Here is a 13,997-nt window from a genome sequence, read left to right as displayed (position 1 = left end):
GAGCGGGGGGATCCGGCCTGGGGCAGCGATCAGCCCACCGGCATCGGTCTGGAGCGCCAGCGCTATGCCGCCCGACTGGCGAAGGCTTCGGGCTTGCCGGTGTTGACCACTGGCGGTTTGCACTACGGCTCGCCGCCCAGTGAGGCGCAGTTGATGGCGGATTCATTGCGTGATGATTTCGGCGTGCAAGTACGGTGGAAAGAAGAGCAAAGCCGCACAACGTGGGAAAACGCCAAAATGACCGCAGACATTCTGCTGCCGCTGGGGGTCAAGCGGGTGGTCGTGGTGACGCACGGCTGGCATATGTCGCGTTCGGTCTGGAGTTTTGAAAAGGCTGGTTTTGACGTGGTGCCTGCGCCGGTCGGATTTTTCAGTGCCGACAATGCGCGACCGCTGGGGGGCTGGATGCCTGAGTACAAAGCGTTCTGGCAGTCCGGGCTATTGATCAATGAAGCGGTAGGGCAGATTGCCTATCCGTTGTTTTATCGCTGACCCATTAAGCAAAAGCCCCTCACCCTGGCCCTCTCCCGGAGGGAGAGGGGATTAAAGGCAAAAGCAGCTCTACGCAACACCACCTGTCAGCTCCCTCTCCCTCCGGGAGAGGGTTGGGGTGAGGGTAGAAGACGCAGAAGCACAAGGCTAGACCGTCTTGGCAATCCGGCTGGTGACCAGGGCCCAGCCAATCAGCAGGCTGCACAGGATGATCAGTGGCCATGAGCGCCATTGCAGGTAAGGCGTGAGGTTGTGCATGGGCACCACTTCGCCGTACATGATGCCTTGCTCGAACTGCGGAATTTGCGTGGTGATTTGCCCAAACGGGTTAATCAATGCCGTGACGCCATTGTTGGTGGCCCGAATCATCCAGCGCCCGGCTTCCAGGGCACGCATCTGCGCCATTTGCAGGTGTTGCAGCGGCCCAATCGAGGTGCCGAACCAGGTGTCATTGCTGATGGTCAGCAGGATATCGCTCTGGGCAGCAAGCCCGGCCACGAAGTCCGGATACACCACTTCATAGCAAATCAATGGCGCGATTTGATAACCCTTGGCCTGCAACATGGCCTGGTCCGCCGGGCCGCGGGCAAAGTCCGACATTGGCAGATCAAAAAATGCGATCAGGCCGCGCAGTACATCCTGCAGTGGCACATATTCGCCAAATGGCACCAGCTTCTGTTTCAGGTAAACACCATCGCCCTCGCCCACAGCGGTGATGCCGTTGAAGTAGCGCGGTTCATGTCGCACCTCCTGGCGGATCGGCACGCCGGTAATCAGCGCTGAGTTACGATCGGCGGCAAACCGGCCCATCATGCTCAAAAAGCCTTCAGCGTTCTCTTTGAGGACAGGGACAGCGGTTTCCGGCCAAACGATCAGGTCGACACGTTTGGAACTGAAGGTCATGTCACGGTAAAGGGCCAGCTGTGCATTGACCTGGGCCGGGTCCCATTTCATGCTTTGTTCGATATTGCCCTGGATCGCCGCCACGCTCAGCGGGTCACCTGAAGGGCTGGTCCAGGCGTGGTGCTTGAGGGCCTGGCCGACGACCCAGGGGCCGATCAGCAAGACCACCCCTGCGGCGACAAAAGCCTTGCGTCTGGCCTTGATCAGGCGTGGCAAATTGCACAGCAGGGCTGCGGTCAGGGCCAGAGTGAAAGACACCAGCCACATGCCGCCCAACGGTGCGAGCCCGGCCAAAGGGCCGTCCAGCTGGCTGTAACCGGAGTACAGCCATGGGAAACCGGTGAGGAACCAGCCGCGGAACGCCTCTTGAGCAACCCATAGCGCGGCAAATGCCAGGGTATCGGCCAACGGCGCTTCATTGCGACGGATCCAGCGCGCCCACACCCAGGCGGGCAGGGCAAAGAACCAGGCGATGGCTGCCGTGAACAACAACATCAGGAAACCGGCAAGCAGCACCGAAGCGCCGCCGAAGTGGTGGATGCTGTAGTAGATCCAGCTGGTGCCCGCGCCAAACAGGCCAAAACCGAAACACCAGCCTCGGCCCAGCGCCTGTTTTGGTGACAGGTCGCGCAAACCGAGATAGAACAGGGCCAGGGCAACCAGTGCCAATGGCCAGATATCGAAGGGGGCCAACGCCAGGGTTGTCAGTGCGCCGGCCACCACGGCCAGCAAGTTACCGGGCCAGCCGGGGGAGGTTATCCAGCGCATTTCAATCCTTGGTATTGAGATTTAGCGGGCAATAGGCGTGAGACGAATCAGATGGATCCGGCGGCTGTCAGCATTGAGGATGCGGAAGCGGTAGGGGCCGATTTCAGTGGTTTCGTTGCGTTTGGGCAAGTGCCCGAATGCGCTCATGACCAGGCCGCCCACGGTGTCGAACTCGTCGTCGGAGAATTCGGTGTCGAAGAACTCGTTGAAGTTCTCGATCGGGGTCAGGGCCTTGATCAGGAAGTCACCGCTGGGCAACGGCTTGATATAGCTGTCTTCTTCGACGTCGTGCTCGTCTTCGATGTCGCCAACGATCTGCTCGAGAACGTCTTCAATCGTCACCAGACCCGCCACGCCGCCGTATTCGTCAATCACGATGGCCATGTGGTTGTGGTTGGCGCGGAACTCGCGCAACAACACGTTAAGGCGCTTGGACTCGGGGACAAATGTCGCCGGACGCAGCAAATCCTTGATGTTGTACTTGTCGCCGTTCTCTTGAAGGATCAGCGGCAGCAGGTCTTTGGCCAGGAGGACGCCAAGGACGTCGTCGTGGCTTTCGCCGATCACCGGGTAGCGCGAGTGCGCCGCGTCAATGATCGCCGGGAGAAATTCGCGGGGGGTCTGGGTTGCCTTGATGCTGATCATCTGCGAGCGAGGAACCATGATGTCCCGTACCTGCAGGTCAGCCACTTGAATGGCACCTTCGACGATGGCCAGCGCTTCACTGTCCAACAGTTTGTTCTGGTGTGCTTCGCGCAGCAGCTCAAGCAGCTCCTGGCGGTTTTTCGGCTCATGGGCAAAGGCCTGGGTCAGCTTACCTAACCATGACTTTTGCCCGTTGCTCGATCGGTCTTCGCTCATAGCGATTTACTCGTATCCCTTGGTAGTTTCAGTGGGTGTTATTCGGTTTCGTCGTCTGCATACGGGTCAGGATGACCCAGTTCTGCAAGCAACGTTCGTTCCAGTGCTTCCATTTCTTCGGCTTCTTCGTCTTCTATATGGTCGTAACCCAGAAGATGCAAGCAACCGTGTATCACCAGATGGGCCCAGTGGGCCTCAAGGCTTTTGCCTTGTTCGGCGGCTTCGCGCTCGACCACGGCCACGCAAATCACCAGATCGCCCAATAGCGGGATATCGAGGAACTCATCAGGCACGTCTGCGGGGAAGGACAGCACATTGGTGGCGTAGTCTTTTTGGCGCCAGGTGTGGTTCAGTTCACGACCTTCGGGTTCGTCTACCAGACGAATGGTCATTTCCGAATCGGCGCTGCGCTGGCGCAAAGCCAGTTCACACCATTGGCGGAACTGGGCTTCGCTGGGGGCACTGGCGTCAGTCGCCAGTTGCAGGTCAAGCTCAAGCATCGTGGCGGTAATCCTTTGCAGCGGGCAGCGCGGCCAGCTTGTCGGCGGCTTCCTGTTCGTAGCGACCGTAGGCCTCGACGATGCGCTGCACCAGCGGGTGGCGCACGACGTCCTTGGACTGGAAGTGGGTAAAGCTGATGCCCGGCACGTCCTTGAGTACTTCAATGACATGGTTCAGCCCCGATTTCGTGCCTTTGGGCAGGTCGATCTGGGTGATGTCACCGGTGATCACGGCGGTCGAGCCGAAGCCGATGCGGGTCAGGAACATTTTCATCTGCTCGACCGTGGTGTTCTGGCTTTCGTCGAGAATGATGAAACTGTTGTTCAGCGTGCGGCCGCGCATGTAGGCCAGTGGCGCGACTTCGATCACCTGGCGCTCGATCAGCTTGGCCACGTATTCAAAACCAAGCATTTCGTACAGTGCGTCGTAGAGCGGGCGCAGGTACGGGTCTATTTTTTGCGACAGGTCACCCGGCAGGAAACCGAGCTTCTCACCGGCCTCAACCGCCGGACGCACCAGCAGGATGCGGCGGATCTGCTCGCGTTCCAGGGCATCAACTGCGCAGGCCACAGCCAGATAGGTTTTACCCGTACCCGCCGGGCCAATGCCGAAGTTGATGTCGTTGCCCAGGATCTCTTTGACGTAACGCTGCTGGTTGATCCCGCGAGGGCGGATCATGCCCTTTTTGGTGCGCAGCGAAACACTGGCTTCAGCCACCGGGTTGCTGGCGAGGTCTTGTACCGCAGACTCTTGCAGGAACAGGTGAACCATGTCCGGCGAAAGCTCGGTGGCCTTGGTTTCGCGGTACAGGCGGCGCAGCAGGTTTTCTGCCGAAGAAGTGATTTTCGGGTCGCCGATCAGCTCGAACTGGTTACCGCGATTGCGGATTTCGATCGTCAGGCGTTGCTCGATCAAGCGCAGATGCTCGTCGAATTGCCCGCACAGATTGGCGAAACGGCGGGCCTCAAAGGGCTCGAGAAGGAAGCGATGTGGTTCGATGGGTGCGTTCAAGGTCGTATTTAGCCGCCCTTAGGCAATTGATATGAAATTAAGGATAACGCTAGCAGGTCAAGCGTGAAAGGACTTCACCAAATGTTTGATGTGGGAGCGGGTTTGCTCGCGATTGCACCACCGCACTCATCCAGTCGGACCGTGTTGCGTGCATCGCGAGCAAGCCCGCTCCCACAAGGGACGATGGCGTGTGGTCAGTTCAGCAGCGAGCCCCGCAACGAGTGCGGCTGGGCCGCATCAATATGCACATCGGCGAATTGCCCGATCAACTGCGGGTTGTCGCAGCGGAAGTTGACGATGCGGTTGTTCTCGGTCCGGCCCTGCAACTCGCCCGGGTCTTTTTTCGAGTAGTCGGTTACCAGGATCCGCTGGGTCGACCCTACCATCTGGCGGCTGATCTCGAAGCCCTGTTGGTTGAGACGATGTTGCAGCGCGTTCAGACGCTCTTTCTTGCGCTCTTCCGGGGTGTCGTCCGTCAGGTCTGCTGCCGGGGTGCCCGGGCGCTGGCTGTAGACAAAAGAGTAGGAAAAGTCGAAACCCACGTCTTCGATCAGCTTCATGGTCTGTTCAAAGTCTTTTTCGGTTTCGCCCGGGAAGCCGACAATAAAGTCGGAGCTGATGCAGATACCCGGTACGGCAGCGCGCAGTTTGCGCAGCTTGGATTTGTACTCCAGCGCCGTGTGATTGCGTTTCATCGCCGACAGAATGCGGTCGGAGCCCGATTGCACCGGCAGATGCAGGTGCTTGACCAGTTCCGGGACTTCGGCGTGGGCCTGGATCAGGCTGTCGGAAAACTCCAGCGGGTGGGAGGTGGTGTAGCGGATACGCTCGATACCGTCGATCGCCGCCACCACACGGATCAGCTCGGCAAGGTCGGCGAGGCGGCCACCTTCGGTCAGGCCGCGATAGCCGTTGACGTTCTGGCCAAGCAGGGTCACTTCACGCACGCCGTTTTCAGCCAGGTGGATCACCTCGGCCAATACATCATCGAAGGGCCGGCTGACTTCTTCGCCGCGGGTGTAAGGCACCACGCAGAACGTGCAGTACTTGCTGCAACCTTCCATGACCGATACGTAGGCGCTTGGGCCGTCGATGCGAGGCTCTGGCAGGTGATCGAATTTCTCGATTTCAGGGAATGACACATCAACCTGCGGCAGTTTGGTAATGCGCGCGGCGTCAATCATTTCCGGCAGGCGGTGCAGGGTTTGCGGGCCGAATACCACGTCCACATACGGGGCGCGATCGCGGATCGCCGCGCCTTCCTGGCTGGCCACGCAACCGCCCACGGCGATAACCATGTCGGGGTTGGCCAGTTTCAGTTCGCGCCAGCGACCCAGTTGGGAGTACACGCGGTCCTGGGCACGTTCACGGATTGAACAGGTATTCAGCAGGATGACATCAGCGTCTTCGGCGCGCGCTGTGACTTCCAGGGCCTGATGTTCACCCAGCAGGTCGACCATGCGCGAGCTGTCGTACTCATTCATCTGGCAACCGTGGGTTTCGATGTAAAGCTTCTTGGCCATGGGTGTTCATCAAGTGGTTCAAAGAACCGCACATTATAGGGGTCATAGCCGTTGCTTCCTAGCGTTGTGCGTCTGATGGCTATGCTATAGTTCGCGCCCTCTTTTTTACCTTCAGATGCTTACCCGCCCACCATGACCAAACGTGAAGCTCCAATCTACAAGGTGATTTTCCTCAACCAGGGCCAGGTGTTCGAAATGTACGCCAAGCAGATCTATCAAAGTGATCTGTGGGGGTTTCTGGAAGTAGAGGAATTCGTCTTCGGTGAGCGCACACAAATGGTTGTCGACCCCAGCGAAGAAAAGCTCAAGGCTCAGTTTGAAGGTGTGGTGCGCAGCTTTGTGCCGATGCACTCGATTGTCCGTATCGATGAGGTTGAGCGGCTGGGCACGCCTAAAATCAGTGAAGCCCGTGGTGTCAGCAATGTGATGCCGTTTCCGTTTCCGATGCCGGACAAGTAAGGGCTTTTCTTTCCCTTCCCGCGCTCGCAATCCCTTCATGGCGACAGCAAGTCCCCTTGTCGATACGCCTGCGCCCCGGCGACATGGGCAATGGTCATTCCCGCAGTCGCCATGCGCCGCAATGAGCGGACATAGAGCAAGCCTTCGCGTTGACAGACCACTGGAGTAATACGGTCCGTGATGGGGTCAATGATGTCTGCCACCACAGCCCCCGCCTGCAGGTAGTCACCCACTTGCGCATAAAACACCAGCAAACCCCCCGTGGGGCTGTTCAACGGCTCGACGCCCGCTAGCGGGGTCGGCGGGTTGAGCAATGCCGGAAGTGCTTTTGGCTGCCCTTCGACTGCACCCGCATGGATCAAGTAGTCGATCAGCGCCTGGCTATCGTCACGCGCCAGTTCGTGGGTCACATCCGCCACCCCTCGCAGCTCAACGGTCACGGCAAAGCTGCAGCACGCCAGGGGGAAACGTGGCGCAAAGCGCGCTTGCATCTGCGCCCAGAACAGGGTGAACCATTCATCGAAGGACTGCCCGCCCGACTCGGTGGCCATAAAGCAGGCTCGGGCCCCCAGGTAACGGGCCAGGGGCTCTACCTGCGGCCAGAAGGCCGGGGCCAGGTACAGGTGCTGCACGGCTTCGAAGTCGCAGTGCAGGTCCAGGACCATATCGGCATCGCACGCCAGGGTCTGCAGGGTCTGACGCAGGGCCTGCACGTGGGTCAGCGGCTGCGTGGCGACCAGGACACGGCGCAAGGCCGAGCGGATCAGTTGCGTATTGTGCTCTGGATCCTGGGTCAACTGGCCCTCGACACTATCGCCCACCTCCTGACTGACATCCACAAAGAAGCGGTTGAAATTCTGTCGGCTTTCGTTATCAAAACGCCCCTGGGGCACGTCCATCAGCACCTGCTCTAGCCCCGCCGGGTTGGCCACGGGCACCAGCACTATGTGCTTGCGCAACAGGCCGGCCTGCTCGAGTTCCAGCATGCGCTGCTTGAGATGCCAGATCACCAGCATGCCCGGCAGCTCGTCCGCGTGCAGCGACGCCTGGATATAGATTTTCCCGTGCTCTGGCGCTGGTCCGTAATGAAAACTATGGATTTGCCGACAGGTGCCCGGTACGGCGGCCAGCACATCATGACGTTGGTGGTGCATGGGGGTTCTCCTATCGGCGCGGGCCGAGAAATGCCAGCCAGCGCCGCTCGGCCAGGCGAAACAGTCCCACCAGGGCAAAGGTGGCGATAAGGTATAGCCCGGCAGCGATGACAAACGAAGGGAAGGTCTGAAGGGTGGCCGCGTTGGCATCCCGGGCGACTTTGAGAATGTCAGGGACCGTGGCGGTGAAGGCCAGGGTGGTGGAGTGCAGCAACAGGATCACTTCGTTGCTGTAAACCGGCAAGGCGCGGCGCAGTGCCTGGGGCATGACGACGCGGCGGTAGAGCTTCCAGCCATTGAAGCCATACGCCCGGGCAGCTTGTACCTCCCCCCGGGCGATTGAACGGATCGCACCGGCGAAGATTTCCGTGGTGTAGGCGCACGTATTGAGGGTGAAGGCCAGCAGGGTGCAGTTGATGGCATCGCGAAAAAATGCGCCCAGCAACGGCTGCGACTGAACGGCGGCAAGGCTGTAGATGCCCGAGTAGCAGATCAACAGCTGGATATACAGCGGCGTGCCGCGAAACAGGTAAGTAAAGCCATGCACCGGCCAGCGCACCCAGCGGTTTTCAGAAACCCGGGCAATGGCCAGCGGGATCGAGAGTACAAAACCCATGCCGATGGAAGCAGTGGTCAGCCACAAGGTCATGGCCAGACCGCTGATCTGCTGGCCATCGCTATACAAAAAAGGCTGCCAATACGACAGCAATACTTCGATCATCGCGCACCCCGCTCGAACCCCACGGCGAAGCGCCGCTCAAGCCTGTGCAATACGCTGTTGGAGGCAACGGCTATCAGCAGGTAGATCACTGCCGCCAGCACCAGGAAGTTAAACAGTTGAAAACTGCTTTTTCCCGCGTCGCTGGCTGCCTTTACCAGCTCGGCCAGGCCGATGATCGACACCAGCGAGGTTGCCTTGAGCAGCACCAGCCAGTTGTTGCCCAACCCCGGCAGCGCAAAGCGCATCATCTGCGGGAACAGCACACGACAAAAACACTGCATCGGGCTCAGGCCGTAGGCCCTGGCAGCCTCAATCTGCCCAAAGGGCACTGCGAGAATGGCGCCGCGCAAGGTTTCGGTGAAGTAAGCGCCGTAGATAAAGCCCAGGGTCATCACCCCGGCAGTGAAGGCATCTATCTCTAAATAGGCCCAGCCCAGCCTGTCCGTGAGTTGGCCGAGCCAGGTTTGCAGGCCGTAGAAGATCAGCAGCATCAGCACAAGGTCGGGCACGCCGCGGATCAGGGTGGTGTAAAGCCGGGCCATCCATCGCGCCGCACGGCTTGTGGATAACTTGGCTCCTGCGCCCAGCAGCCCCAGAAACAGGCTCAGCAGCAGTGATATCAGCGCCAGCTTGATCGTCATCCAGGTGCCCAGTGCCAGCAATGGCGCGTAAACCTGAAGGCCGCTCATTTATTGCTGTACAGAACAAGATCCCCGAAATACTGCTTTTGCAGCCGTGCGTAGGTGCCATCGGCATGCAGTTGGGCGAGGCCTTTATCGAGCATAGCCTTGAGTGCTTGATTGCCCTTGAGGATGCCAATGGCGCTGGTGCCCGGCATCAGGTCGCTTTCAATCGCCTTGCCGGCCTCAAAGGCAGCACCCTGGGGAGAGCGCAAAAAGCCCAGCTCGGCTTGAACCAGATCCTGGAGGGCCGCGTCCAGTCGCCCGACTTGCAGATCAGCGTAGGCCCGATCCTGATCCGGGTATGCCACGAGTTTCGCCCCGGCCTTGGCCAGCACCGCCTTGGCATAGACCTCCTGGGTGCTGCCCTGCAGGTAGCCGATGGCTTTGCCTTTTACCGCCTGCAGGCTGGCATCCAGGCCAGCGCCTTTTTTGAACACCAGCGCATTGGGCGTGGTCATCACCTCGGACGAGAAATCAATGACCCTTTGCCGCGCCGCCGTCACGGCCATAGTGGCCAGAATGCCGTCGATCTTGCGAGCATTGAGGCTGGGGATCATGCCGTCAAAATCGATTTCGACCCACTTGCAGCTTGCCTGCACGCGCTCGCACAGGGCGTTGCCCAGGTCAATTTCAAAGCCCACCAGTGAGCCGTCGGCACTTTTCGAGGCAAAGGGCGGGTAGGTCGGGTCGGTGCCAAAACGTATGACTTGGTAATCCTTGGCCAGCGCCGGGGCAATGACTACGACACAAGCCAGCACGGCCACCACCAGCAGTGCCAGCATCCACAGTATCTTTTTCATGGGTTGATTCCTTATTGTTGTTGTAATAACCGCCCGTCGGGTCGCTATTGCCCGTCGGGCGACAGGTTGACCACTCAAGAAAGAATTCAAGGCGCCGGCCAGTCTTCCAGCGCCACCAACTCCCGGCGCATGCGAAGCAACCCGGGGGGGGCGTCGAACTCCCGGGCAAAGCGATGCCCGGAGTACACCGCGGCAGCAATTGTGCCCGGAGCCAGGCAATCACCGATCTGGATCACCTGCTGCACACCCCGGGGCTCCGCCTGCAGGGCGTCGAACAGACCCTGCTCAGGCTCGCGGGAGGTCACCAGCAGCACCCCTGCGGCAGGAATGAAACGCGGGCGCCCGGTGTAGGTGCACGCTGCCTGTACACCGTACGGCGTGAGGCTGCACAGCGTATGGGAGGTGATGATGGTGACATCCAGTTCCAGCAAGCGGCGCTGGATCCGGTGCTGTTCAAGGGTATTGTGGGTCCAGGGGGCAACATCTGCGGCCGGGGTGACATACAGCACCTCGACTCCCCGGGCAATCAGGCTCTCGGCCAGTACGCTGCCCATGTAGTAGTGGTCATCGTCGAACACCACCACGGGCGAAGGCAGCACAGCGCCTGCCATCACATCATCCGGCGTGAATACGGGCAGGTTTTCCAGCCCAGGGAGAGGCTGGCGCAACACACGGCCCAGGCCATCGTTGCGCCAACGCGAACCGGTGGCGACAAACACGTGGCTGGCTTCAATGTCGAGAACGTCCTGCACTTCAAGGCGGCTTTCACGGTAGATCTCGACATTGCCCAGACGGCTCAAGGCATCCACCCTGTAATCGACCACCCGCGACCAGCTCGCCAGCCCCGGTAGCCGGGACTCGCTGGCCACGCGTCCGCCCAGGGTGCGAGTGGCTTCAGCCAGCATCACTTCCAGGCCGCGAGCGCCGAGTACCCGGGCACACTCAAGACCGGCAGGGCCTGCGCCGATTACCAGCGCTCGCCCCTCGGCACGCCGGACCGGAACCTGCTCCGGATGCCAGCCGCGTCGCCATTCCTCGCCCATAGTCGGATTTTGTGTGCAGCGCATTGGCGTGCTGGTGTGATCGCCGCTGACGCAAACATTGCAGCCGATGCACTCGCGAATTTCGTCGGTGCGCCCCTGGTCGATTTTGTTGGGCAGGAAAGGATCGGCTATAGAAGGGCGGGCCGCGCCGATCAGGTCCAACACCCCGCGGCGCACCAGCGAGGCCATGGTATCGGGCGAGGTGAAACGTCCTACACCCACCACCGGCTTGCTGGTCAAGGCCTTGAGCCCGGTGAGGAATGCCTCCTGATAACCCTCTGGGGCAAACCGCGAGGTCACGCTGTCATTGGCCCAGTCGGCAACATTGATATCCCAAAGATCCGGCAGCTCGGCCAGCATGGAAAACACTTCGACGCCTTCGCTGTCCCGGGTCAGGCCGGCGCTGCCCTGCTGCTCGTCAACGGCCAGGCGCACGGCAACGGCGCAGCGGTCACCGACGGCATCCCGGGTGTCTTCTATCAACTCGCGCAGCAGGCGCACACGATTGAACAGCGCTCCGCCATATTCATCCGTGCGGCGATTGTTGCGTTGCGTCAGAAAGTGGAACGGCAAGCCCAGATCATGGCCAGCGTATACATAAATGATGTCAAACCCTGCATCACGGGCACGCAAGGCCGCAGCCCTGTGCAGCTCGCGCAGTTGCTTGATGTCGGCGCGGCTCATGGCGCGGGCCTGCACCGGGTCGTAGCCGCGCACGGGGGTATTGGAGGGGGCCCAGGGGATTTCGCGGCTGGTGCGATTGGGCGCGGAATAACCATTGAAGGCCAGTTCCACACCCGCCAGGCTACCGTGCCGGTGAACCGCGTCACACATGCGAGCCAGCGCCGGTATGTCGCGCTTGTCCCACAGGCGTGCTTCGATATAAGGCGAGAATTCGCTCAAGGGGCTGATTTCGCACTCTTCCGTGCAGACAACACCCCACCCGCCCTCGGCCTTTATTGCGCGCATACGTGCCATAGCCGAAGGATGTACATGCCCCATGCCATTACAGTGCGGTACCTGGTAAAAACGATTGCGCGTACGCACGGGCCCTATCTGGACCGGCTCAAACAAAATGTCATATCTCGGATCACGCACAGGTATTCCCCCGTGCCCAAATAGATCGACGCATTTGATACAAAAACAAAGAACAGCGCGTCAATCAAATGAGCACACTATTGCCACGTTTAAAGAGTGAACTGCGTGATGACACGCCAATAGCTACTGCGCAGAGCAAGACCGTGGGCAGCGAGAGGAAATCATGAGTTGTTTCTTGTAACGGGTCAAACCCGTTAAATCGAGGGTCGCGGCCTATCATCATATTCTGTTCAAGGCTCTAAAACAGGGCTTTGAACAATGATGGGCATAATAATCATGGGTGAAAACAACGTAATCAAGTTAACTTAAGCTTAAGTAAGGTTAATCTTTATTTGGCGTAAGAATAATTACCTAGATATATATTTAACAGCTTCAAGCTGCAGCGCTCAGCCCATGAATCACCCCGTGTGCATAATGCATAAGACGAGGTTGGTCTTCACGTAGCGTTTGAGGTTGTGCAGGCGCAGCATTAAGTTGAGTTGGGTAAAAAATGTTTTCGGTGCAGGGTTAAGTGATGCGCTATGAAAAATTCATGCGTCGCTCTATTAGTGCCACTCACCATCAGTCGAGTCATGCCCTATTACGGAATAACATTCTTGCGGACTTTGGTGGCTCACAAGCACGCGAGTGACCTGGCGTTGATTTCGTATGTGCTGGCGATTTTTTCTGTAGTGGCCGTGATGCTTTCAATGTCATTGGGGGCGACGGGTAATTTAATCGCTGAACATTCGGATGACATCCAGGAAAAGCCGTATCCGGCACAGGCACGTTGTCGCCAGCAAACCAGCAAGGGTTTGAAATCAGGGCAATGGTGAAAACGGCGAGCGGGCGTCGGTAGATTGCAGCTCCTGCAAATACTTGCGGAAGATCTGTCCGAGTATCTGGGTAGCCGTTTCGAGCTGGTCGCGCGGCATTTGCTCGGCCACCATGTCGGCGGTGTCCAGGGCGTCTTCGGCGCCGTTGACCGCAGCCATTTTCAGCACGATATAGGCCTGAATGTTGTTGGCCGGCACGCCTTCGCCTTTGAAAAACATGGTGCCGAGCTGGAACTGGGCCATGGCGTGGCCTTGCAGCGAGGCTTTTTCGAAGTAGCTCAGCGCCTTGTTGAAGTCTTGCGGGGTGTTTTTACCGTCGTAATAGAACTCGCCCAACTCGTATTCGGCTTCTGCATCCCCGGCTTTTGCCGCCTCTTCACAGGCTGCAAGCGCCTCGGCGAGGTCCTCAGGCTGAGTATTGAGGGTGCAGCGACCCATCGCTGGGATCAACAACGAGTTACCGCCTGCCTGGGCAAGCAACGGCTGTAGGAGCAACAGGCAGCCCAGTGCAAGGGCGCGGCCGGTGCGGTTCATGGGAATCGACGTACCTCTGGATGACGGGTTAACCCGATCATGGGATGTATAGGCGCGCATTATGAAATAAGCAGAGGCAACCTTACAAAGTCTTTACTCGTTTTTCTGCTGCCTGAGCGCGATATCCATTGATTTAAGACGATTATGGACGGGTGGGCTAAAAGATCTGCTCATTACTGGCATAAAAAAACGGCAAGGGCGCTCGCCCTTGCCGTTTCTTGGATTATTTCAGTGCAGCAAATGCGCGTTCTGCGGCGTCCAGGGTCAGTTGCAACTCGGCTTCGCCGTGGGCGATCGAGGTGAAACCGGCTTCGAAGGCGCTGGGTGCCAGGTATACGCCTCCTTCGAGCATCAAATGGAAGAAGCGCTTGAACAGGTCGGCATCGCTGGCCATGACGTCGTCAAAGGTGACAATGTCATCGGCGCCGCTGAAGTACAGGCCAAACATACCGCCGGCCTGTGTGGTCACGAAGGGGATGCCGGCCGCGTCGGCGCGCTGTTGCAGGCCATCGAGCAGGCGGGTGGTGTAATCGCTCAGCTCGGCGTGGAAGCCCGGGCGGCTGATCAGGCGCAAAGTGGTCAGGCCGGCGGTATGTTTGGCCTGTACTTCAGCGGCGCCGATGACATTGTC

General features: G+C 59.1%; 14 protein-coding genes and 1 pseudogene. 3 read left to right on the top strand and 12 right to left on the bottom strand.

Annotation, left to right across the window (positions count from 1 at the left end; genetic code table 11):
* On the top strand, window positions 1-492 hold a 492-nt coding region (locus GHO42_RS24965; RefSeq protein WP_178114954.1), incomplete at its 5' end, for a YdcF family protein.
* Between the two features lie 147 nt (window positions 493-639).
* On the opposite strand, the gene lnt is transcribed toward GHO42_RS24965, so the two are convergent.
* The 5 genes from lnt to miaB form a co-directional block, all read right to left on the bottom strand.
* Window positions 640-2,163 (bottom strand): apolipoprotein N-acyltransferase, encoded by a 1,524-nt coding sequence (gene lnt, locus GHO42_RS24960; protein ID WP_153327103.1) that lies wholly within the window; start codon window positions 2,161-2,163, stop codon window positions 640-642.
* A gap of 21 nt (window positions 2,164-2,184) precedes the next feature.
* The gene (locus GHO42_RS24955) at window positions 2,185-3,024 is read right to left on the bottom strand and encodes an HlyC/CorC family transporter (RefSeq protein ID WP_016779277.1); all 840 of its coding nucleotides are present in this window, start codon (window positions 3,022-3,024) and stop codon (window positions 2,185-2,187) included.
* Between the two features lie 38 nt (window positions 3,025-3,062).
* Window positions 3,063-3,524 carry an rRNA maturation RNase YbeY gene (gene ybeY, locus GHO42_RS24950; RefSeq protein WP_016779278.1) on the bottom strand — a complete coding sequence of 154 codons (462 nt, stop codon included), beginning with the start codon at window positions 3,522-3,524 and terminating at the stop codon, window positions 3,063-3,065.
* Window positions 3,517-4,536, bottom strand: coding sequence for a PhoH family protein (locus GHO42_RS24945; RefSeq protein ID WP_094999423.1), 1,020 nt, complete (start codon window positions 4,534-4,536; stop codon window positions 3,517-3,519). Before GHO42_RS24945 ends, ybeY begins: the two co-directional genes overlap by 8 nt.
* A 194-nt stretch (window positions 4,537-4,730) precedes the next feature.
* Window positions 4,731-6,059 carry a tRNA (N6-isopentenyl adenosine(37)-C2)-methylthiotransferase MiaB gene (gene miaB / locus GHO42_RS24940; protein ID WP_094999422.1) on the bottom strand — a complete coding sequence of 443 codons (1,329 nt, stop codon included), beginning with the start codon at window positions 6,057-6,059 and terminating at the stop codon, window positions 4,731-4,733.
* A gap of 132 nt (window positions 6,060-6,191) precedes the next feature.
* Between miaB and GHO42_RS24935 the strand changes: the two genes are divergently transcribed.
* On the top strand, window positions 6,192-6,518 hold the full coding sequence (locus GHO42_RS24935; RefSeq protein ID WP_016779282.1) for a DUF1820 family protein: 327 nt from the start codon (window positions 6,192-6,194) through the stop codon (window positions 6,516-6,518).
* A gap of 35 nt (window positions 6,519-6,553) precedes the next feature.
* Here the strand turns inward: GHO42_RS24935 and GHO42_RS24930 are convergent, their stop codons facing one another.
* The 5 genes from GHO42_RS24930 to GHO42_RS24910 all read right to left on the bottom strand — a co-directional run bounded on the left by GHO42_RS24930 (window position 6,554) and on the right by GHO42_RS24910 (window position 12,017).
* A complete protein-coding gene (locus GHO42_RS24930) occupies window positions 6,554-7,672 on the bottom strand; it encodes a succinylglutamate desuccinylase/aspartoacylase family protein (protein ID WP_095023451.1) in 1,119 nt (372 codons plus the stop codon).
* Window positions 7,673-7,682: 10 nt separating this feature from the next.
* Window positions 7,683-8,393 (bottom strand): ABC transporter permease, encoded by a 711-nt coding sequence (locus tag GHO42_RS24925; protein ID WP_094999420.1) that lies wholly within the window; start codon window positions 8,391-8,393, stop codon window positions 7,683-7,685.
* Complete coding sequence (locus tag GHO42_RS24920; RefSeq protein ID WP_153327101.1) at window positions 8,390-9,082, bottom strand: ABC transporter permease; 693 nt, start codon at window positions 9,080-9,082, stop codon at window positions 8,390-8,392. The genes GHO42_RS24925 and GHO42_RS24920 overlap by 4 nt, the downstream gene beginning before the upstream one ends.
* The gene (locus GHO42_RS24915; protein ID WP_095020948.1) at window positions 9,079-9,876 is read right to left on the bottom strand and encodes a transporter substrate-binding domain-containing protein; all 798 of its coding nucleotides are present in this window, start codon (window positions 9,874-9,876) and stop codon (window positions 9,079-9,081) included. Before GHO42_RS24915 ends, GHO42_RS24920 begins: the two co-directional genes overlap by 4 nt.
* Before the next feature lie 86 nt (window positions 9,877-9,962).
* Window positions 9,963-12,017, bottom strand: coding sequence for an FAD-dependent oxidoreductase (locus GHO42_RS24910; RefSeq protein WP_178126953.1), 2,055 nt, complete (start codon window positions 12,015-12,017; stop codon window positions 9,963-9,965).
* A 572-nt stretch (window positions 12,018-12,589) separates the two neighbouring features.
* Here GHO42_RS24910 and GHO42_RS24905 point away from each other — a divergent pair.
* A complete protein-coding gene (locus GHO42_RS24905; protein ID WP_133143810.1) occupies window positions 12,590-12,832 on the top strand; it encodes a hypothetical protein in 243 nt (80 codons plus the stop codon).
* On the opposite strand, the gene GHO42_RS24900 is transcribed toward GHO42_RS24905, so the two are convergent.
* Both GHO42_RS24900 and GHO42_RS24895 read right to left on the bottom strand, forming a co-directional pair.
* Window positions 12,818-13,366: a tetratricopeptide repeat protein gene (locus GHO42_RS24900; RefSeq protein ID WP_094999416.1), complete on the bottom strand. Its 549-nt coding sequence runs from the start codon at window positions 13,364-13,366 to the stop codon at window positions 12,818-12,820. The two genes, GHO42_RS24905 and GHO42_RS24900, sit on opposite strands and share 15 nt — an antisense overlap.
* Window positions 13,367-13,589: 223 nt before the next feature.
* Window positions 13,590-13,997: pseudogene (locus tag GHO42_RS24895) on the bottom strand (hypothetical protein); the annotation flags it as partial.

Origin of the sequence: Pseudomonas sp. FSL R10-0056 (assembly GCF_009600105.1) — a bacterium.
GTDB classification, from domain to species: domain Bacteria; phylum Pseudomonadota; class Gammaproteobacteria; order Pseudomonadales; family Pseudomonadaceae; genus Aquipseudomonas; species Aquipseudomonas bubulae.
The sequence above is the reverse complement of the archived record's forward strand: the minus strand, read 5'-3'. Positions and strand labels throughout refer to the sequence as shown.